Consider the following 19,392-nt stretch of genomic DNA (forward strand, 5'->3'; position numbering starts at 1 on the left):
GACAGGCGCACAGGGTGCGCGAGGCCCGAGGGAGGTGCATGTGACCACAGCGGTGGCTGCCGACGTGATCGCCGACCTTCGCCAGCGTCGCCGCGACATGCGCCGCGAGCTGGCGCGTGTGCGCTGGTGGCGACGCCTGGTCCATGCGCGACGCGAGCTCGCGCTCGCGTTCCTCGCCCAACCCGACGTCCACTCGTCGGCCGCGCTCGACCTGTCGTGGGAGGCGCTCGCCGCGGGCGCTCCCACCTCGTCCGAGCTCGCGAAGGCCGTGTGGCCGGATTCCACCGGCTTCACGGTCGGGTCTCTCGAGGACCTGGGAGCGCTTGACGCGCGCCTCGGTGAGTACGAGTCCCGCGTGGCCGCGACCCTTGATAATGTGACGGCCCAGATGGTGCGTGCGTTGGCGCACGCGCATCGAGCGGAGACTGCGACCAAGGAGGCGTGACATGCCCGAGGCGGGCCGCGAGGAGCAGCTGCTCCGGTCGTCGCCGCTCTTCGGCGGCATGGATGCCGCCACGGCGCGCTCCCTGATCTCCCAGATGCGGCGACGCGAGCTGTCGCGCGGCGACAACCTCTTCGTCGAGGGGGACGACGGCCACGCGCTCTATGTGGTGGTCAAGGGCAAGGTCAAGCTCGCCCGCACCGCGCGCGACGGCCGCGAGAACCTGCTCGCCCTCGTGGGCGTGGGCGACATGCTGGGCGAGCTGTCGGTGTTCGACCCAGGCCCGCGCCTGTCCCGCGCGCATGCGGTCGAGGACACGATCGTCTACGAGCTGCCCAAGCAGGTGCTCGACGTGTGGCTCGACGACCATCTCGAGATGTCCCGGCACATGCTGCGCGCCCTCGCGCAGCGGATCCGGCGCCAGTCCAACACCATGGCGGACCTGGTCTTCTCCGACGTCCCCGGGCGCGTCGCCAAGGCGATCCTGGACCTGGGCCACCGGTTCGGCCGCATGGAGCGCGGGCATGTCACCGTGCGTCACGGCCTCACGCAGGAGGAGCTGGCGCAGCTGGTGGGCGCGTCACGCGAGACCGTCAACAAGGCGCTCGCGGACTTCGCCTCGCGCGGCTGGATCGACGTCCACATCGGCGCCGTCGAGGTCTACGAGCCCGAGCGGCTGCGCGCCCGCTCCCGCTGACCCGCCCCCGCCCCGGCCCCTCGCCCACGAGCGCCTCTCCACACAGGTGACCACCGCATCGTCCGCCTACGGACGATATGCGTCGGAAACCGGGCTTTGTGGTGGATGAGCGCCGAATCTGTGTGGATAGGCGAGCGGACCGGTGCGGCCGCTACAGGGCGCGCAGGGCGACCGTGATCTCGACCTCGACGGGCGCGCCGAGCGGCAGCGCCGCGACGCCCACCGCCGAGCGGGCGTGACGGCCGGCCTCGCCGAAGACCTCGACCATGAGGCTCGAGGCGCCGTTGAGGACGGCGGGCTGAGCGGTGAAGCCGGGCGCGGAGGCCACGAAGCCGGTCACCTTGACCACGGACTCGATGCTGTCGAGGCCGCCCGCGGCCTGCGCGGCCGCGGCGAGGGCGTTGAGGGCGCACTGGCGCGCGCACTCGACCGCGCGCTCGGGCGTGACGTCGCCCGCGCGCTGGCCCACCACGCCCACGGCGAGCAGATCGCCATCCGCGAGCGGGAGCTGGCCGGAGGTGTGCACCAGGTCTCCGTGACGCCGCGCCGGCACGTAGGTCCCGACGGGCGTCGCGACCTCGGGCAGCGTGAGGCCCAGGGCCGCGAGGCGCTGGCTCGCGGACACGGCTACTTCTCCCCGGAGGGGCGCTTGAGGTAGGCGACCAGGCCGCCGGTCGGGCCCGTCACCACCTGGACGAGCTCCCAGCCGTCGGAGCCCCACTGGTCGAGGATCTGCTTGGTGACGTGGTCGATGAGCGGAACGGTCGCGTATTCCCATGTGGTCATGCCGCCGAGCCTAGCCCGGGGCGGTCGGCCCCGCGGGGCCTTGGCGGGGCTCTCAGGAGCCTCCTTTACCATTGCTGCATGCCTTCGTCCTCCTCGCGCCCCCGCACCAAGGTGACGTTCGTCCACCTCGTCACCGCGCTCGCGCTGTTCGTCGCCCTCTCGATCATGGGCGGCTTCCTGGTCGCGGGCCTCGCTCTACCTGCGGTGACGGTCGCGGGATCCGCCGCGAGCGGGTCGGCGGAGCTGTTCGAGGAGCTGCCGGAGGAGCTGTCCGCCGTGACGCTGCCCCAGCAGTCGAACATCTACGACCGCACGGGCAAGCACCTGCTCGCGACCTTCTACGACCAGAACCGCGTGGTGGTCCCGCTCGAGGACATCTCGCCGTGGCTGCAGAACGCGGTGGTGTCGATCGAGGACAAGCGCTTCTGGCTGCACCACGGAGTCGACGGCGAGGGTCTGCTGCGCGCCGCGTACGTCAACCTCACGTCGCCCGACTCGCCCGGCGCGTCGACGCTGACGCAGCAGCTGGTGAAGAACACGATCCTTCAGAAGGCGATCCTGTCCGACGACGAGGACGCGCAGGACGCCGCGACGGAGGTGTCGCTGACGCGCAAGATCCGCGAATGGCGCCTCGCCCTCGCGCTCGAGGAGAACCTCGACCGCGAGTACGGCGTCGAGTGCGACGAGACGAACCCCAAGGTCGACTGCGGCAAGGAGCAGGTGCTCGAGCAGTACCTCAACATCGCCCAGTTCGGCGCGAACACCTACGGCGCCGAGGCGGCCTCGCAGCTGTACTTCTCCAAGCCTGCGAAGAAGCTCAACGCGATCGAGGCCGCGACCATCGCCGGCATCACGCAGAACCCCTCGAAGTGGGACCCGATCCGCTACCCGCAGAACGCGAAGGCGCGCCGCGACACCGTGCTGTACCAGATGTACCAGCAGGAGTTCATCACCGCGGAGGAGTACGACGAGTACAGCTCGATCCCCGTCGAGGAGACCCTCAAGGTCTCGAACCCGAAGTTCTCGTGCGTCGCCGCGCAGGACGCGCCGTTCTTCTGCGACTACGTCACCAAGATCATCCGTCGCGACGACGTGTTCAACCAGGACGGCGCGGAGCTCACCGGCGCGGAGCTCCTGAGCCGCGGTGGTCTGGACGTCATCACCACGCTCGACCTGGACAAGCAGAAGGCCGCCAACCAGGCGCTCGCCAACGCGCTCCCTGGCGATGACCCGAGCGGCTGGGCCATGGCGCTCGTGTCGCTCGACCCGGGCACCGGCCAGATCCTCGCGATGTCGCAGTCGAAGTCCTTCGACCCGTCGGCCGAGGAGTCGGGATCCACCGCGATCAACTACTCGGTCGATCGCGACTGGGGTGGATCCCGCGGCTTCTCCCCGGGCTCGACGTTCAAGCCGATCATCCTGACGGAATGGCTCGAGAGCGGGCGCTCGCTCATGGAGAACGTGAGCGGTGCTCAGAAGGCGTACACGGGCGACTCGTGGAAGGCCAGCTGCCTCGACAACCCGATGTTCTACTACGGCACGTGGGAGCCGGGCAACGTCGAGAACGCCTACACGTACACGCAGACCGTGCTCAAGGCGACCGCGAACTCGGTCAACACCGCGTACGTCAACATGGCGAACCAGCTCGACCTGTGCGACATCCGCGACACGGCGGAGAAGCTGGGCTTCCACCGCGCGGACGGTGAGGACTTCGAGGTGGTGCCCTCGATCGCGCTGGGCACCCAGAACGCGTCGCCGCTCACCATGGCGCAGGTCGCGCAGGTGTTCGCGAACGAGGGCGTGCGATGCGACCCGATCGCGATCCTGTCCGTCACGGACGCCGACGGCAAGGAGCTCGACGTGCCGCAGCAGAACTGCGAGCGCGTGATCGACAAGGAGATCGCCGACGGCGTCGCGTACGCGATGCAGGAGGTCATGAAGTCGGGCTCCGGCAAGTACGTGAACCTCGCGGACGGGCGTCCCGCGGCGGGCAAGACCGGCACGGCCAACAACAACACCCACACGTGGTTCATGGGCTACACGCCCAATCTCGTGGCCACGGTGTGGCTGGGCAACCCGAACGAGGACGAGCCGGGCCAGGGCATCACCCTCAACGGCACGTACTACCAGTACCTGTACGGCTCGTCGCTCGCGGCGCCAACCTGGAAGGCGTACATGGACCAGGCGGTGGCGGACCTGCCGGTCAAGAGCTTCTCCGACGCCAACGACGACGTGCTCTACGGCGAGCCGATCCCGGTCCCGTCGATCATCGGCATGACGCCGGAGGACGCCAAGGGCGTGGTGTCGGCGGCGGGCTTCTCGCTCGCCTCCTCGGGCAGCGAGGTCTACTCGACCGAGTACGCGCCGGGGACCATCGTGTCGCAGTGGCCCAGCGCGTACTACAAGACGTTGCCGGGCTCCACCGTCAGCTACTCGGTCGCGACCGACGTGCAGCCCGGCTGGTACACCAAGTGGCCTCAGGGCTGGGACCCGATGGTCGCGCCGGACGGGTACACCGGCGAGTGGCCGCCCGCGTGGTTCGAGACCAACCCGCCGGCGGGATGGTCGGACCCGACCCAGGACAGCTCGAACAACAACGGCGGCAACAACGGCGGCAACAACGGCCGCGGACGGGGCAACTGACGGTGGCGAGGCGCGCGGCGCTCGCGCTCGCGGGCGTGGCCGCAGCCGGGCTCGCGTGGTCGCTCGCGGAGGCGCGCTCCTACACGGTGCGTCGCCATGAGGTGCCGATCCTGCCCGCGGGCAGCCGGCCGCTCAGGCTGCTCCACCTGTCCGACCTCCACCTCACGCCGTCGCAGCGCGGCAAGGTGGCGTGGCTGCGGCGCCTCGCCGACGAGCAGATCGATGCTGTCATCACCACGGGCGACAACCTCGCGCACCCCGACGCCGTCCCGACGGTGCTCGAGGCGCTCGAGCCGTTGCTGAGCAAGCCCGGGGCGTTCGTGTTCGGCTCCAACGACTACCACGGGCCGCTCCCGAAGAACCCGCTCGCCTACTTCGGCGGCCCGTCGACGCTCCAGGCGCGCCAGGCGCAGCTGCCGACCGAGGACCTGCGCGCGGGTCTCGCCGCGGGCGGCTGGGTGGACCTCAACAACACGCGCGGCTCGCTCGCCGCGGTGGGCTCGGTGCTCGACCTCGTCGGCGTCGACGACCCCCACATCGGGCTCGACGTCATGCCGGCCGCGGCGGACCGTGTCGAGGGTGCGGCGGTGCGCATCGGCGTCGCGCACGCGCCCTACGTCCGCGTGCTGGACGAGATGGCTGCGGACGGCGCCGACCTCATCCTCGCCGGCCACACCCACGGGGGTCAGGTGTGCGTGCCCTTCTACGGTGCTCTGGTCACCAACTGCGACCTCGACACCAGCCGTGCGAGCGGCCTGCACGGGTGGCCGGGGGTGCGTCCCGACTCGGGCGGCGGCGGCACCTACGTGCACGTCTCCGCCGGGCTGGGAACGTCGCCGTACACGCCCATCCGCTTCGCATGCCGGCCCGAGGCGACGGTCCTCACGCTGGTCCCGCGGGGCTGATTTCGTGTTTCGGCCCCGAGTCCGATATTCTTAGCGGGCTCAAAAACCGGGGTGTGGCGCAGCTTGGTAGCGCGCCTCGTTCGGGACGAGGAGGCCGCAGGTTCAAATCCTGTCACCCCGACGGTTGAGAGAAGGGCCGGATCCGCAAGGATCCGGCCCTTCGCCTTTCCCCCGCGCACGGACGATGCGTCGGCCGGGTGAGCGATTGCGGGCACCGGCCGCGCGACCTACCTTGGACGGTGGTCCGTCACGGACCGCCGCGCTGACAGCGATTCGCGAGCGCAGCCACAGGGGGAGGCGTTCGCCGGGGTCCGCCGGACCGGGGGGTCATCACCATGGCACATCGCACGCTCAAGCGCGCCCTCATGACGGGCGCGGCCATCGCGGCACTGACGGTTTCGGTCGCCGCGCCGGGCCAGGCCAGTCCCGATGACGTGACGCGGACCGAGATCGAGCTGATCCGCATCTACGACAACGCGCTCCTCAACAATGCACCCGACTGGGTGGTGATCGTCGGCGCGACGGCGGCGGACATCTGCGCCGGCTTGGACGACGGCGACATCCCGGCGTCGACCGTCACCCGCGTGGTCCATGCGCAGGGCGATGTTCCTGAGGCGGGTTCCAGCGACCGCTACAGCATCACCGCCACGGTCCCCGTCGAGCTCTACCGCTACAAGAAGGGTGATGTGTTTGACTTCTTCGAGCGGCGGTGCGGCAACCTGCCCCGGCCGCGCGCCACGGGCGACGGCCACTTCCGCGAGTGGGGCACCTCGGTCTACGACGGCGAGACCGGCGTGCGGGACGAGCAGAACAGCGTGTGCGGCACATTGACCGGGCGGAACGGCAGGCCCGTCCACGTGCGGGCGTACGCGAAGAGCACCCTGTACGTCACCGATCCGGCGACGGACGCGGAGGTCGAGGAGCAGGACGTCGAGCAGTTGCTGGTCCAGGTCTGGAAGGGAACGCGCTAGCTAGCGGCCCGCGTGCGAGGCGTCCCCGGCGGCAGCCGCGCCGGGGACGCCTCGCGCGCGCTCCCGCGCTGCATCGCGCGACGTGACCCGCCGTGAAGCAAGACATATTTGCCACCTGACCAGGAATGACAACGTTATCGAAACGTGACTGCCACCGCTTGTGAGAGCGCTCTTTCGGCGTAACTTGGGCGGTGATGGCACCTGCACGTCGTGGTGGCATCGGGGGCAACGAGGCCCCACCTGGGGAAGGGATAGCGACGTGAAGCGAATCAAACTTGTCTCAGCGGGGGCGGTGTTCGCCGCCTCGGCTCTCGTGCTCGCCGGCTGTTCCAGCGGCGATGACACCGGGGACGGCTCATCGATGGAGCCCTCCGACTCCGGCGCGGCGATGGCCGAAGGCGGCCGCGCCTGCGTGATCCTGCCTGACGCGGCGTCCTCGCCGCGGTGGGAGAACGGCGACCGGCCCGCGCTCGAGACGGCCATCATGGACGCGGGCTTCGAAGCGGACATCCAGAATGCCCAGGGTGACGCCGCCAAGTACTCGACCATCGCGGACCAGATGCTCACGCAGGGCTGCGGCGTGATGATCCTGGTGGACTACAACGGCGCCGGCATCACCGTGACCGAGAACGCGCAGGCGCAGGGCATCCCGGTGATCGCGTACGACCGCCCGATCGAAGGGGCGGACTACTACGTCTCGTTCGACAACTTCAAGGTCGGCGAGCTCGAGGGCCAGTCGGTGGTCGACGGGCTCGACGCCAACGGCGTCGATCCGGCCGAGGCCGTGGTCGTCTACATCGGCGGCGACCCCGCCGACGGCAACGCCGCCAAGTTCCACGACGGCGCCGTGTCGGTCATGGAGGCCGCGGGCATCACCCCGGCCGCCGAGCCCCCGGGCAAGTGGGACGGCGAGTACTCGGCGACCCAGTTCGAGCAGGCGCTCACGGACCTCGGTGGCAAGGTCGACGCGGTCTGGGCCGCAAACGACACCAACGCCGCGGGCGTCATCACCATCCTCGACAAGAACGGGCTGACGGTCCCGGTCTCGGGTCAGGACGCCTCGGTCGCCGGACTGCAGAACGTGCTTCTCGGGAAGCAGGCCGCGACGGTCTACAAGCCGTATCAGCTCGAGGCCGCCACGGCCGCGGACCTCGCGGTCCAGCTGCTGAGCGGTGAGACGCCGACGGCGCCGGAGGAGTACGACGACGGCACGCCGTTCTTCGCGGAGACCCCGGTGCTCGTCGGGCCCGAGGACATCCAGCAGGTCTTCGACGACGGCAACGCGGTGTACGACGAGGTCTGCACCGGCGAGGTCGCGGCGAAGTGCGACGAGGTCGGGCTCACGGCTCCCTGACAGGGCTCCTCCTGAGGTGGGGGTCCCGCGTCTCGACGACGCGGGACCCCTGCCCGCACCCGGCACCCGCCGGCCACCACCCGACACCAGGAGGTAGATGATGGCAACCCCGATCGTCGAGCTGCGAGGCGTGACCAAGAGCTTCGGACCCGTCGACGTCCTCAAGGGCGTCGACTTCACCGCCGAGGCCGGCAGGGTCACCGCGCTCGTCGGCGACAACGGCGCCGGCAAGTCGACGCTCATCAAGGGGCTCGCGGGCGTGCAGCCCTACGACGGCGGCGAGGTCCTCTTCGAGGGTGACGCGGTCTCGCTGCACCACCCTCGTGATGCCGCGCACCTGGGCATCGAGGTCGTCTATCAGGACCTCGCGTTGTGCGACAACCTCGACATCGTGCAGAACATGTTCCTCGGGCGCGAGGAGCTGGCGGTCGGCACGTTCGACGAGGGCCGCATGGAGGCCGAGGCCGCTCGTGCCCTCCAGACGCTCTCGGTGAAGACCGTGAAGTCCCTGCGCCAGAAGGTCGCGTCCCTGTCCGGCGGTCAGCGCCAGACCGTCGCGATCGCGCGCTCCGTGGTCAAGCAGGCCAAGGTGGTGATCCTCGATGAGCCCACGGCGGCGCTCGGTGTCGCGCAGACGGCGCAGGTCCTCGACCTGGTCCGGCGCCTCGCCGACAGCGGCGTGGCGGTCGTCATCATCTCCCACAACCTCCAGGACGTGTTCGCCGTCGCGGACGACATCTCGGTGCTCTACCTGGGCACCATGACGGCGCGCATCGAGGCGAAGCGCACCAACCCCAACGACGTGGTCGGGTACATCACCGGCACCAAGCGCATGACGGAGGTGCAGGCATGAGTGCGGACATCGAGAGCGGCGGCCCGGCGATCGAGGTCGCGAACGACGCACCCAGCCTGCTGGGCAAGGGCGGGCATGGCGGGGTGCGCGACGCCGTCACCGCCTACCTGCGGCGGGTCCGCGGCGGGGACATGGGCCCGCTTCCGGCGGTCGGAGGCCTGGTGGTGCTCGTCATCATCTTCGCGTCGGCGAACCCGCTGTTCCTCACCGAGCGCAACATCGCCAACCTGTTCACGCAGGCGGCCCCGCTCGTCACGCTGGGCATGGCGCTCGTGTTCGTGCTGCTGCTCGGGGAGATCGACCTCTCCGCCGGTGTGACGTTCGGCGTCGCCATGGGGGTCTTCGTCAAGCTCACCCAGCCCGGCGGGATGTCCTGGCCGCTCGCGCTGCTGCTCGCGCTCGGCATCGGCGTCGCGGTCGGCACCTTCATCGGCTTCTTCGTCGCCAAGATCGGTGTGCCCTCGTTCGTGGTCTCGCTCGGCCTGTTCCTCGGGCTTCAGGGCGTCATGCTCGTCATCATCGGCGCGGGCGGCACGTACCGCCTGATCCCGAGCCAGATCCGCGCGATCCAGAATCAGAACCTGCCTCCGTGGGCGGGCTGGGTCATGCTCGTCGCCGTGCTCGGCATCCTGCTCGCGGTCGCGGTCATCGACCGGACACGCCGGGCCGCGTCGGGCGCTCCCAACCCGCCGCTCAGCATCATGTACGCGAAGCTCGGCGTCATCGCGGTGCTCGGCGCGGCGGTCGTGTTCTACCTCAACCAGAACCGCGGCACGGCGGCGCGGGAGCTCGCGGGGGTGCCCATCGTGGTGCCGATCGTCCTGCTCATCCTCATGGTGGGGACGTTCGTGCTCGACCGCACCCGGTTCGGGCGCTACATCTACGCCATCGGGGGCAACACCGAGGCCGCGCGGCGCGCCGGGGTCAACGTCACCGCGGTGAAATGGTCGGCCTTCGTGGTCTGCTCGGTCCTGTCGGTGGTGGCGGGAATCTTCACCGTGTCCAAGGTGGGATCGGCGGACGCCGCGATGGGGCGCGAGATCGTGCTGTCGGGTGTGGCCGCCGCGGTGGTGGGCGGTGTCAGCCTGTTCGGCGGACGCGGGCGGCTCGTCTACGCCGTCATCGGCGCGACGGTCATCGCGGTCATCACCAACGGCATGGGCCTGCTGAAGTTCTCCGCCGGCGCGAACCTCGCCGTGACGGGTGGGGTCCTCGTGCTCGCCGCCACCGTGGACGCCCTCGCCCGCAAGCGGTCCGGTGCGACCGGCGTGTAGCCGGCCCGCGCATCGTCCCGCGCACGACGCCCGGTTCCCGCGCCGGCCAGGCGCGTCCGCGCTAGCGTGAACCAGGGACGTTGTCGACGGCGGGAGGGTCGTTGATGGATACGCTGCTGGCCGCGCTGCCGATCGTGGTGGTGCTGGTGCTCATGATCGGGCTCAAGTGGTCCGCGATCTGGGCGGGCGTGACCGCGGCGGTGGTCGCGGTCGTGATCGCGCTCACGACGTTCGATTTCGGCACCGACGAGGGCTTCGGACGCGTCGAGGGGGTCACCGGCGTGGTGGTGAGCGCGGCCTGGACCGCGCTCACCGTGATGCTCATCATCGGGCCGGCGCTCGGGATCCATCACCTGCAGCAGAAGACGGGCGCGACGTCGGCGATCGAGGCGGGGCTGGCCCGGATCACCCCCGACCCGCGGGTCGCGGCCCTGCTCATCGCGTGGTTCTTCACGCTCCTCATCGAGGGTGCCGCCGGGTTCGGCACCCCGGTCGCGCTGTCGGCCCCGTTCCTGGTCGCCGCCGGCTTCAAGCCGGTCACCGCCGTGGTCGCCGCCATGGCCGGCAACGTGGCGGCGGTGCCCTTCGGCGCGGTCGGCACGCCCACGCTCGCGCAGGCGGCGATCGTGGACTACGACCCCGTCGACCTCTCGTGGGCGGTGTCGCCGTACATGCTGGTCACCGGCGTGGTGCTGGCGCTCACCGTCGCGCGGCTGGTGGGCACCCTGATCCCGACCGCCGGGCCGCCGTGGAGGTGGATGGCGGTCGCCTACGTCTCGTTCTTCGCGCCGTACCTGCTCATCGCGCGGTTCGTGGGGCCCGAGCTGCCCTCGCTGGTCGGGTCCATCCTGGGCGCGGGGGTGTTCATCGCGCTGGTCCGTGCCGTGGTGATGCGGCGGGCGCGCGCCCACGCCCTGCTCACCGGGCCCGAGGAGGCCGCGGAACGCGACGTCGAGCGCGCGGCCGACGCCGCCGAACGCAGCGAGGCGCACCACATGGGCATGATGGCGGCGACCGCGCCCTACGCGATCCTCGTGGTGCTGGTGCTCCTCACCCGCCTGGTGCCACCCATCAAGGGTGCGTCGCAGTCGTGGGACGTCACGTGGAGCCTGTTCGACGGCGCCTTCGGGGACGGCATCCAGCCGCTCTACCACCCCGGCCCGCTGCTTCTCGTGGCCTTCCTGGGTGGGGCGTTGTGGCAGCGCGCGACGCGCGCCGAGGTCGGCGGCGCGTTCTCGGTGGCGACCCGGCAGGTGGTGCCCGTGTTCGCGGCGCTCGTCGCGATGGTGACGGTCGCGTACACGATGTCCGAGTCGGGCATGACGACACAGCTCGCGGTGGCCGCGGCGGGGGCCGGGGCCGCGTGGCCGCTGCTGTCGCCGTTCGTGGGCGCGCTCGGCACGTTCATGACCGGGTCCGCCACGTCCTCGAACATCCTGTTCACCGACTTCCAGGACCTCACCGCGACCGAGGCGGGCCTGGCGCAGCTGCCGCTCATCGGGGCGCAGAACGCCGGCGCCGCGATCGGCAACATGATCTGTCCGCACAACATCATCGCTGCGGCCGCGACGGTGGGGCTCGCGGGCCGTGAGGGTGAGCTGCTCAAGGGGACGCTGCCCGTCGCGCTCGTCACCTTGGTGATGACCGGCGGGATGGCGCTCCTGCTCGCGTGAGGCGACCCGAGCATCGTCCCGCGGCTGTCACCCGGACCGCTTTCCACACGCCGCCCGCGATGTGCACACGCCCCTCATGCAACTGGCGGCGCGTTCCGTGAGGAACGCGCCGCCAGTGGCAGATCTCGTGTGGAGACCGGTCGCGCCGGTCGCGGGGACGGAGGCCTATGCGGCCGCCTTCAGCCTGGCCGCGACCAGCTCCGCGATCTGTACCGCGTTGAGCGCGGCGCCCTTGCGCAGGTTGTCGCCCGACACGAACAGCACGAGGCCGCGCGTGCCCTCGAGCGAGCGGTCCTGACGGATGCGTCCCACCAGCGACACGTCGCCACCGGCGGCGGCCAGGGGAGTGGGGACCTCCTCGACGCGCACACCGGGCGCGGCGGACAGGATCTCGTAGGCGTCCTCGGGGGTGATGCCGCGCTCGAACTCCGCGTTGATCGACAGCGAGTGTCCCGTGAACACGGGCACGCGCACGCACGTGCCGCTCACCAGCAGCTCGGGCAGGCCCAGGATCTTGCGGGACTCGTTGCGGAGCTTCTGCTCCTCGTCGGTCTCGTTCGAGCCGTCGTCCACCACGGAGCCCGCCAGGGGCACCACGTTGAACGCGATGGGCGCGACGTACTTCACGGGCTCCGGGAACTCGACCGCGGAGCCGTCGTGCGCGAGCGCGTCCGCGCCCTCCACCACGGCGAGCGCCTGCGAGTGCAGCTCCTCGACTCCCGCGAGGCCCGAGCCGGACACCGCCTGGTACGAGCAGACCACCAGGCGCTCCAGGCCTGCGGCCTCGTGCAGCGGCTTGAGGACCGGCATCGCGGCCATCGTGGTGCAGTTGGGGTTCGCGACGATCCCCTTGGGGATCGAGTCGAGCGCCTCGGGGTTGACCTCCGAGACCACCAGCGGCACCTCGGGGTCCTTGCGCCAGGCCGACGAGTTGTCGATCACGATCGCGCCGGCCGCGGCGAACAGCGGCGCGTACTCCTTCGATGCCGCGCCGCCCGCGGAGAACAGCGCGATGTCGATCCCGGCGTAGTCGCCCGAGGCGACGTCCTCGACCACGATGTCGCGGCCCAGGTGACCCAACGTGCGTCCCGCCGAGCGCGAGGACGCGAAGAAGCGCACCTCGGCGTCGGGGAAGCGCTCCGCAACCAGCTCGCGCATGACGGCGCCCACCTGACCGGTGGCGCCCACGACTGCAACAGTGAGGCTCATCGTCCCGTCCCTCCGTACACCACGGCCTCGCCCTCGGTGGAGTCGAGCTCGAACGCCGTGTGAACCGCCTTGACCGCCTTCTCGAGGTCCGCGTCGCGCGTGACCACGGAGATGCGGATGTCCGAGGTGGTGATCATCTCGATGTTGACGCCCGCGTCGCGCAGCGCGGCGAAGAACTTCGCGGACACGCCCGACGAGGACCGCATGCCGGCGCCGATGAGCGACACCTTGCCGATCGAGTCGTCGGTGACGAGCTCCGCGTAGCCGATCGCGGCGTGGTCCGCCTCGATCGCCGCGATCGCGGCGGGCACCGAGGCGCCCGGCAGCGTGAAGGAGATGTCGGTGACACCCGTGTTCGTCGCCGACACGTTCTGCACGATCATGTCGATGTTGACGTCGGCGCGCGCGACGGCCTCGAACAGGCGGGCCGCGGAGCCGGGCACGTCGGGGACGCCCGTGACGGTGATCTTCGCCTCGGACTTGTCGTGCGCGACTCCCGCGATGATCGGGTCTTCCATCTCGTCTCCTTCTTCAGTCTCCCCCACGACCCACGTTCCCTCCAGGCCGGAGAAGGAGGAACGCACGTGGATGGGCACGTTGAACCGGCGCGCATACTCGACGCAGCGGGGCATGAGCACCTTCGCGCCGGAGGCGGCCATGTCGAGCATCTCCTCGTAGGTGATGCGGTCGAGCTTGCGGGCGGAGGGGACCATGCGGGGGTCGGCGGAGAACACGCCGTCCACGTCCGTGTAGATCTCGCACACGTCCGCGCCGAGCGCCGCGGCCAGCGCCACCGCGGTGGTGTCGGAGCCGCCGCGGCCCAGCGTGGTGACGTCCTGCGTCTCCTGGTTGAGGCCCTGGAAGCCCGCGACGATCGCGACTCGACCCTCCTGCAGCGCGCGCTGGAGGCGACCGGGGGCGACGTCGATGATGCGCGCGCGGCCGTGGTGCTCAGTGGTGATGACGCCCGCCTGCGGGCCGGTGAACGCCTGCGCGGGGATGCCCTCGGAACCGATCGCCATCGCGAGCAGCGCCATCGAGATGCGCTCGCCGGCGGTCAGCAGGATGTCCATCTCGCGCGGGTCGGGAGCGTCGCTCACCTGCTGTGCGAGGTCGATCAGCTCGTCCGTGGTGTCGCCCATCGCGGAGACCGTGACGACCACGTCGTGGCCCTCCCTCACCGTGTCGGCGACGCGATGCGCGACGCGCTTGAGCGCCTCGGCGTCGGAGACCGACGATCCGCCGTACTTCTGCACCACAAGGGACATGGAAGACTCCAGGAGGAAGGGGGGTCCGTGACCGCACAGCGGACACGGTGTCTCATTCTAGGGGACGATGCGCGGGTCCCGGGCGGCCGCATCGTCCCGGCCCTAGGGTGGCCGGGTGAGCATCGACGCACCCATGATCCGTACGGAGTCCGGCGCCGTGAGCGGCGCCTGGCGCGACCACGTCTCCGCCGATGGCGGCGTGAGCCGCGCCGCGATCTTCCTGGGGATCCCGTACGCCGAGCCGCCGGTGGGTGCGCTCCGGTTCGCCGCCCCCGTGGCACGCTCTCCATGGGACGGGGTCCTGCCCGCCGTGCTGCACGGCGCGACCCCGCAGCGTCGCTCGCCGTGGCCCGACTCGTACGTGCCCGAGCCGACCATCCTGGGCGAGGACACGCTCACGCTCGATGTCGGCACCCCCGATCCGTCGCCCGCCGCCGGGCTGCCGGTGCTCGTCTACCTCCACGGCGGCGGCTTCGTCGCCGGCTCCCACGCGAGCCCCTGGTACGGCGGCCAGGCCTTCCATCGCGACGGCGTGGTGACGGTGTCGATCGCATACCGGCTCGGCTTCGACGGCTTCGGCTGGATCGACGGCGCGCCCACCAACCGCGGCGTGCGCGACCAGCTCGCCGCGCTCGCGTGGGCCCAGCGCAACATCCGCGCGTTCGGAGGGGATCCGGCGAGGGTCACCATCGCCGGGCAGTCGGCAGGCGGTGCTGCGGTCATGCGCCTGCTCACGCTGCCCGCCGCGCAGGGCCTGTTCCGCGGGGCGCTCGCGCTGTCGCCCGCGGACGTGCCGGTGACGGAGGACGATGCTCGGGCCGCCGCCGCGAGGGTCGCGTCCGCTGCGAGCGTGGCGCCGGACCGCGACGGCTTCGCGTCGGTGACCGAGACGGCGCTGCTGGACGCGCAGGACGCGGCTACCCAGCTCGATCCCACCGACCCGCTCGCGGGCGCGATGGGACGGCGCGGCCTGCCGCTGTCGCCCGTGATCGACGGCGACCTCATCCCCGACACGGTGAGCGGCGCGATCACCGCCGGCGTGGGTGCGGACGTCGCGCTGCTCGTCGGCGCGACCGCGCACGAGTTCAACGCCGCGCTCGCGCACGTCACCGGGCTCGAGGGGGCCGAGCCGCTCGACCTGCTCGCACGCGGCGGCGTGCCCGCGGCGGAGCGCGAGGCGCTCGCCTCCCGCGCACCCGGACCCGACGCCGCCTCGGTCGCAGGGCAGGCGCTCACCGACGGGATGTTCCGCCGCCACGTCGCCCGGTGGGCCGGTCAGCGTGCGGCGACCGCCGCATCGTCCCTCACCTGGGCCTACGACTTCCGGTGGGCCTCGCCGGTCGACGGCCTCGCGGTGCACTGCCTGGAGCTGCCCTTCGGATTCGACATCCTGCGTGAGCCCACGGCGCTCCGGCGCACGGGTGCGCAGCCGCCGCAGGCGCTCGCCGACGCGGTGCACGCCGACTGGCTTGCCCTGATCCGCGACGCGCGTGTGGACGCCCCGGTTCATGCGGACGGGCGCGCGACCGTCGTGTACGGGGAGCCCGTGCGGGAGGTGGTGCCCGGATACCAGGGAGAGGAGCGCCTGGCGCTCGCTTTGGAGGCCCCAGAAATGGGGGATCACCAGGAATAACATCCGGGGTGTCCCTGATGGGCGCGCGCTTCCCGGTGTGGGAGTGTGGGCTCACGGCGCGCGGCGAGGGGCCCGCGCCCGAGGGAACCTGGGGGGAAGATGACGGCGACGGAGCCGGAGGTGATGACCGCGGCGGTGAGCGCGCGCGGCGTCGCGAGATCGTTCGGATCGGTGCACGCGGTGGCCGACGCGACGCTCGAGGTGCGGCCGGGGACCGTGACCGCGCTGATCGGTCCCAACGGCTGCGGCAAGACCACGCTCATGCTGATGCTCGCCGGGCTGCTGCGGCCGGATGCGGGCGAGATCCGCGTCGCGGGCGCGGACCCGCGCCACGACTCGGCGGCCGTGCGAGCGGCGATCGGGTGGATGCCCGATCAGCTCGGGTCCTGGGACAACCTCACGTGCCTCCAGACGCTCACCCTCATGGGGCGCGGCTACCGGCTCCACAAGGATGAGGCGCGCGAGCGCGGCACCGGTCTCCTGTCGATGGTGCACCTCGGCGAGTTCGCCGACCGGCCCACCAGGGTGCTCTCGCGGGGCCAGAAGCAGCGGCTGTCGCTCGCGCGGGCGCTCATGAACGACCCTCAGGTGCTGCTGCTCGACGAGCCCGCGAACGGGCTCGACCCGCGCTCGCGCATCGAGCTGCGCACCCTGGTGCGGGATCTCGCGGCGGACGGCAAGGCCGTGCTGGTGTCGAGCCACGTGCTCGCCGAGCTCGACGAGATGGTCGACGACGCGATCTTCATGTCCAAGGGCCGCACGCTCGGCGACGAGGCCGCGGCCAAGGTCGCCGATGCGAAGCGCCGCTACCGGGTCTCCACGCTCGACGATGCCGCGCTCCGTTCCGTCCTCAAGAACGGCGGCGTGCCGTTCGACGACGAGGACTCGGGCGTGGTGATCCGCGTGGGCAACGAGGAGGAGGCGTTCCAGGCGCTCGCGTGGCTCATGTCGCACGGCGTCAAGGTGCACCGCTTCGGTCCCGCGGGCAGCGCGCTCGAACAGACCTATATGTCGATGGAGGAGGAGCGGCGATGACCCTCGTGGACCAGAACCCGGCGCCCTCCGCGGCCCCCGAGCCCGCATCGTCCCGCCGCCCTGCGATCACGGGCAACCCGTGGCTGCCCACCCCGGGCGGCGTGTGGCTGGTCACCGGCATCGAGCTGCGGCGCCGGCGTCCCACCGCGAAGGGGTGGATCTTCTACGGGCTGCTGCTCGCGATCATCCTCGGCCTGGGCATCCTGCTCGCGGTGGTGAGCGGTGGCGAGAAGACGTCGATGCCGATGGAGCTGGTGCTCGTGCTGGTGCTCGGCGCCGGCATGCTCATCGCGCCGTCGCTCGCGGCGACGTCGATCAACGGCGACTCATCGGAGGGCGTGCTCGCGCCGCTCCAGATGACGCGCCTCACCGCGGGCGACCTCGCGCTCGGCAAGCTGCTGGCCTCCTGGCTGATCGCCGTGGTGGTGCTGCTCACCATGACGCCCTTCCTCGTCTACGCCTTCACGCGGTCGGGCTGGCACTGGGACGAGCTGCTCATCGTGATCGGCGTGATCCTGCTGGTGGTGCTCACGTCGACCGCGATCGGTCTCGCGTGGTCTGCCATCGCGGCGCGCGCCGTCGCGTCGGTGTCGCTCGCGCACCTCACCACGGGGGCGCTGCTGCTGGGGACGCTGCTCGCGTTCGTGTTCACGCAGCCGCTGGTGTCGGAGACCGTGACCGACCAGTCGAGGTACGTCGACTACGAGTCGCTCACCGACGAGCAGCGCACCGCGTACGAGAACTGGGACTGGTCCGAGGTGGATCCGTCGACCCTGCCGTGCATGACCGATCAGAACCCGTACGAGTACGGCGTCGCCCACACCGAGCGCACCGCCTGGCTGCTGCTGTCGAACCCGGTGGTGCTGATCGGGGAGTCGTCGCCGATCATCAGCTACGACACCTGGGAGGAGGACGGCCGCGCCGCGCCCGGCCTGTTCGCCGAGATGCACCGGTGGGTGAGCGACTCCCGGATCGGGCCCTCGGAGGCCGACCTCGCCGGCGAGCAGTGGGACGAGTGCGCCATGCTCGTCGCCGAGTACAACGGCGACGCCTACAACGGCGGCAACGGCGACTGGGAGGCGGAGCAGGAGGCCAACTCCGTGTACCCGCGCGCGCCGTGGATCGGGCTCGGCGTCCAGGGGATCCTGCTGCTCGGCTCGCTGTGGATCGTGGTGGCCCGCCTGCGCGTGCCGTACGTCAAGCTGCGCCAGGGATCGCGGGTGGCCTGACCCGGCGCCACTGTCGCGAGCGCCTCTCCACACAAGAAATGCGTTGATCCACACGAACGGCCGTTTGTGACCGCGAACATGCTCGCTTCGGCCGGATCCAGGGTCGGCTTGTGTGGATAGGCGCTCGCGGGGCGCGGGTTAGCTGACCTTGCGGCGGCCCTCGAAGGCGCGTCCCAGCGTGACCTCGTCGGCGTACTCGAGGTCGCCGCCGACGGGCAGCCCCGAGGCGAGGCGCGAGACGGTGACCCCCATGGGCACGAGCATGCGCGTGAGGTACGTCGCGGTGGCCTCGCCCTCGATGTTCGGGTCGGTCGCGATGATGACCTCCTCGATGCGGCCGTCGCCCAGGCGGGTGAGGAGCTCGCGGATGCGCAGGTCGTCGGGGCCCACCCCGTTCATGGGGTCGATCGCGCCGCCGAGCACGTGGTACCGGCCGCGGAACTCGCGCGTGCGCTCGATGACCACCACGTCCTTGGCCTCCTCGACCACGCACAGCAGGTCCTCGGCGCGGCGCGGGTCGAGGCAGATGCGGCACTGCTCGGCCTCGGCGACGTTGCCGCAGGTGGTGCAGAAGCGCACCTTCTCCTTGACCGTGATGATCGTGTCCGCGAGGCGGCGCACGTCCGTCGGGTCCGCGGACAGCAGGTGGAAGGCGATGCGCTGGGCGCTCTTGGGGCCGATGCCCGGGAGGTGCCCGAGCTCGTCGATGAGGTCCTGAACCGCGCCGTCGTACATGGGGACAAGCGTAGGCGCATGGGGCGACGCGGCCGGTCAGCCGCGCACGTCCTCAGTCCTCGATGACCGTTCCGCCGAGCTCCTTCGCGAGGATCTCCGCGGCGCTGAGCCCGGCGTCCTCGGCGCGCGCGTCGTCGGCGGAGATCTCCTCCTCGTCGTGGAACGGGGGCTCGTCCTCCGGCGGCGGCACGTCCCACGGAGGCGGAGCATCGCTAGGGGACGATGCGGGGGCCGGGGCGGCCGCGACCGTCGCCGGCCGAGCGACGGGGGTCGGTGCCGACGCGGGGGCGGGTGCCGCGGGCGCCGCAGGTGCGGCGACGGCGGGTGCCGGAGTCGGGCGCGACGCGGCGGCTGGTGCCGCGGGCCCGGCCACCGCCGAGATGCGGAGCTGCAGCCCGAGCGTCTCGCGGATCGCGAGCTGGAGGTTCTCCGCGTGCTTGCCGCCGTCGAGCATGGAGACGAGGTTGGGGTTCGCGACCGCGAGGGACAGCGTGCCGTCCGAGACGGAGGCGACCTGCGCGTTCTGGCTCACGAGCGTCCACGTGACGCGCCACTTCTCGAGCGTGCCGAGCACCTCGGGCCAACGGCGACGGACGAGCTCCGTGTCCGCGGCGCCGCCGGCGGGTGCCGCGGGCTCCGGGGCCGGGGTGGGGGTCGGGGTTGCCGCGCGCGCGGGCGCGTGTGC

17 protein-coding genes, 1 tRNA gene and 1 pseudogene are annotated in these 19,392 nt (G+C 71.2%); 13 read left to right on the forward strand and 6 right to left on the reverse strand.

Annotated features, from left to right (window positions below; all coding sequences use genetic code 11):
- Positions 1-40: 40 nt before the first annotated feature.
- Together AOM01_RS13940 and AOM01_RS13945 are read left to right on the forward strand one after the other, a co-directional pair.
- Positions 41-445 (forward strand): hypothetical protein, encoded by a 405-nt coding sequence (locus AOM01_RS13940; protein ID WP_156156005.1) that lies wholly within the window; start codon positions 41-43, stop codon positions 443-445.
- A gap of 1 nt (position 446) precedes the next feature.
- Positions 447-1,139, forward strand: coding sequence for a Crp/Fnr family transcriptional regulator (locus tag AOM01_RS13945; protein WP_062294673.1), 693 nt, complete (start codon positions 447-449; stop codon positions 1,137-1,139).
- A 151-nt stretch (positions 1,140-1,290) separates the two neighbouring features.
- On the opposite strand, the gene AOM01_RS13950 is transcribed toward AOM01_RS13945, so the two are convergent.
- Together AOM01_RS13950 and sp36 are read right to left on the reverse strand one after the other, a co-directional pair.
- Entirely contained in the window at positions 1,291-1,764 is a 474-nt protein-coding gene (locus AOM01_RS13950; RefSeq protein ID WP_062294675.1) for a RidA family protein, read from the reverse strand.
- Positions 1,765-1,766: 2 nt separating this feature from the next.
- On the reverse strand, positions 1,767-1,925 hold the full coding sequence (sp36, locus tag AOM01_RS14525) for a Sp36 family protein (protein ID WP_156156006.1): 159 nt from the start codon (positions 1,923-1,925) through the stop codon (positions 1,767-1,769).
- 78 nt (positions 1,926-2,003) lie between these two features.
- On the opposite strand from sp36, the gene AOM01_RS13955 reads away from it, so the two are divergent.
- The 8 genes from AOM01_RS13955 (at position 2,004) to AOM01_RS13990 (ending at position 11,598) form a co-directional block, all read left to right on the forward strand.
- The gene (locus AOM01_RS13955) at positions 2,004-4,568 is read left to right on the forward strand and encodes a penicillin-binding protein (RefSeq protein WP_062294677.1); all 2,565 of its coding nucleotides are present in this window, start codon (positions 2,004-2,006) and stop codon (positions 4,566-4,568) included.
- A gap of 2 nt (positions 4,569-4,570) precedes the next feature.
- Positions 4,571-5,473, forward strand: a complete 903-nt coding sequence (locus tag AOM01_RS13960; RefSeq protein ID WP_369401594.1) for a metallophosphoesterase — start codon at positions 4,571-4,573, stop codon at positions 5,471-5,473.
- Between the two features lie 47 nt (positions 5,474-5,520).
- Positions 5,521-5,594, forward strand: a tRNA-Pro gene (locus AOM01_RS13965).
- A gap of 244 nt (positions 5,595-5,838) precedes the next feature.
- Positions 5,839-6,444, forward strand: a complete 606-nt coding sequence (locus AOM01_RS13970; protein WP_156156007.1) for a hypothetical protein — start codon at positions 5,839-5,841, stop codon at positions 6,442-6,444.
- Between the two features lie 259 nt (positions 6,445-6,703).
- On the forward strand, positions 6,704-7,798 hold the full coding sequence (locus tag AOM01_RS13975) for a sugar ABC transporter substrate-binding protein (protein WP_062294681.1): 1,095 nt from the start codon (positions 6,704-6,706) through the stop codon (positions 7,796-7,798).
- Between the two features lie 100 nt (positions 7,799-7,898).
- A complete protein-coding gene (locus AOM01_RS13980; protein ID WP_228374323.1) occupies positions 7,899-8,651 on the forward strand; it encodes an ATP-binding cassette domain-containing protein in 753 nt (250 codons plus the stop codon).
- A complete protein-coding gene (locus tag AOM01_RS13985; RefSeq protein ID WP_062294685.1) occupies positions 8,648-9,925 on the forward strand; it encodes a sugar ABC transporter permease in 1,278 nt (425 codons plus the stop codon). The genes AOM01_RS13980 and AOM01_RS13985 overlap by 4 nt, the downstream gene beginning before the upstream one ends.
- 104 nt (positions 9,926-10,029) lie before the next feature.
- Positions 10,030-11,598 carry an L-lactate permease gene (locus tag AOM01_RS13990; RefSeq protein WP_062294687.1) on the forward strand — a complete coding sequence of 523 codons (1,569 nt, stop codon included), beginning with the start codon at positions 10,030-10,032 and terminating at the stop codon, positions 11,596-11,598.
- A 165-nt stretch (positions 11,599-11,763) separates the two neighbouring features.
- Here AOM01_RS13990 and AOM01_RS13995 read toward each other — a convergent pair whose 3' ends face one another.
- Both AOM01_RS13995 and AOM01_RS14000 read right to left on the reverse strand, forming a co-directional pair.
- On the reverse strand, positions 11,764-12,807 hold the full coding sequence (locus AOM01_RS13995) for an aspartate-semialdehyde dehydrogenase (RefSeq protein ID WP_062294689.1): 1,044 nt from the start codon (positions 12,805-12,807) through the stop codon (positions 11,764-11,766).
- Positions 12,804-14,075: an aspartate kinase gene (locus AOM01_RS14000; RefSeq protein WP_174441901.1), complete on the reverse strand. Its 1,272-nt coding sequence runs from the start codon at positions 14,073-14,075 to the stop codon at positions 12,804-12,806. The genes AOM01_RS13995 and AOM01_RS14000 overlap by 4 nt, the downstream gene beginning before the upstream one ends.
- A gap of 115 nt (positions 14,076-14,190) precedes the next feature.
- On the opposite strand from AOM01_RS14000, the gene AOM01_RS14005 reads away from it, so the two are divergent.
- The 3 genes from AOM01_RS14005 (at position 14,191) to AOM01_RS14015 (ending at position 17,972) form a co-directional block, all read left to right on the forward strand.
- Complete coding sequence (locus AOM01_RS14005) at positions 14,191-15,708, forward strand: carboxylesterase/lipase family protein (RefSeq protein ID WP_062294691.1); 1,518 nt, start codon at positions 14,191-14,193, stop codon at positions 15,706-15,708.
- A gap of 99 nt (positions 15,709-15,807) precedes the next feature.
- Positions 15,808-16,743, forward strand: a complete 936-nt coding sequence (locus tag AOM01_RS14010) for an ABC transporter ATP-binding protein (protein WP_062294693.1) — start codon at positions 15,808-15,810, stop codon at positions 16,741-16,743.
- Positions 16,740-17,972: an ABC transporter permease gene (locus AOM01_RS14015; RefSeq protein ID WP_062294695.1), complete on the forward strand. Its 1,233-nt coding sequence runs from the start codon at positions 16,740-16,742 to the stop codon at positions 17,970-17,972. Before AOM01_RS14010 ends, AOM01_RS14015 begins: the two co-directional genes overlap by 4 nt.
- 138 nt (positions 17,973-18,110) lie before the next feature.
- Here the strand turns inward: AOM01_RS14015 and recR are convergent, their stop codons facing one another.
- Positions 18,111-18,707: a recombination mediator RecR gene (gene recR / locus AOM01_RS14020; RefSeq protein WP_062294697.1), complete on the reverse strand. Its 597-nt coding sequence runs from the start codon at positions 18,705-18,707 to the stop codon at positions 18,111-18,113.
- 52 nt (positions 18,708-18,759) lie between these two features.
- Positions 18,760-19,392 (reverse strand): annotated as a pseudogene (locus tag AOM01_RS14650) (DNA polymerase III subunit gamma and tau); the annotation flags it as partial.

It is taken from the genome of Demequina phytophila, assembly GCF_000971135.1.
Taxonomy (GTDB): domain Bacteria; phylum Actinomycetota; class Actinomycetes; order Actinomycetales; family Demequinaceae; genus Demequina; species Demequina phytophila.

Excerpts from the sequence above, each read along its gene's own strand:
- AOM01_RS13945 (WP_062294673.1), top strand. The coding sequence starts at position 447 with ATGCCCGAGGCGGGCCGCGAGGAGCAGCTGCTCCGGTCGTCGCCGCTC.
- sp36 (WP_156156006.1), bottom strand. The coding sequence starts at position 1,925 with ATGACCACATGGGAATACGCGACCGTTCCGCTCATCGACCACGTCACC.
- AOM01_RS13955 (WP_062294677.1), top strand. The coding sequence starts at position 2,004 with ATGCCTTCGTCCTCCTCGCGCCCCCGCACCAAGGTGACGTTCGTCCAC.
- AOM01_RS13970 (WP_156156007.1), top strand. The coding sequence starts at position 5,839 with ATGACGGGCGCGGCCATCGCGGCACTGACGGTTTCGGTCGCCGCGCCG.
- AOM01_RS13980 (WP_228374323.1), top strand. The coding sequence starts at position 7,899 with ATGGCAACCCCGATCGTCGAGCTGCGAGGCGTGACCAAGAGCTTCGGA.
- AOM01_RS13985 (WP_062294685.1), top strand. The coding sequence starts at position 8,648 with ATGAGTGCGGACATCGAGAGCGGCGGCCCGGCGATCGAGGTCGCGAAC.
- AOM01_RS13990 (WP_062294687.1), top strand. The coding sequence starts at position 10,030 with ATGGATACGCTGCTGGCCGCGCTGCCGATCGTGGTGGTGCTGGTGCTC.
- AOM01_RS13995 (WP_062294689.1), bottom strand. The coding sequence starts at position 12,807 with ATGAGCCTCACTGTTGCAGTCGTGGGCGCCACCGGTCAGGTGGGCGCC.
- AOM01_RS14000 (WP_174441901.1), bottom strand. The coding sequence starts at position 14,075 with ATGTCCCTTGTGGTGCAGAAGTACGGCGGATCGTCGGTCTCCGACGCC.
- AOM01_RS14010 (WP_062294693.1), top strand. The coding sequence starts at position 15,808 with ATGACGGCGACGGAGCCGGAGGTGATGACCGCGGCGGTGAGCGCGCGC.
- AOM01_RS14015 (WP_062294695.1), top strand. The coding sequence starts at position 16,740 with ATGACCCTCGTGGACCAGAACCCGGCGCCCTCCGCGGCCCCCGAGCCC.
- recR (WP_062294697.1), bottom strand. The coding sequence starts at position 18,707 with ATGTACGACGGCGCGGTTCAGGACCTCATCGACGAGCTCGGGCACCTC.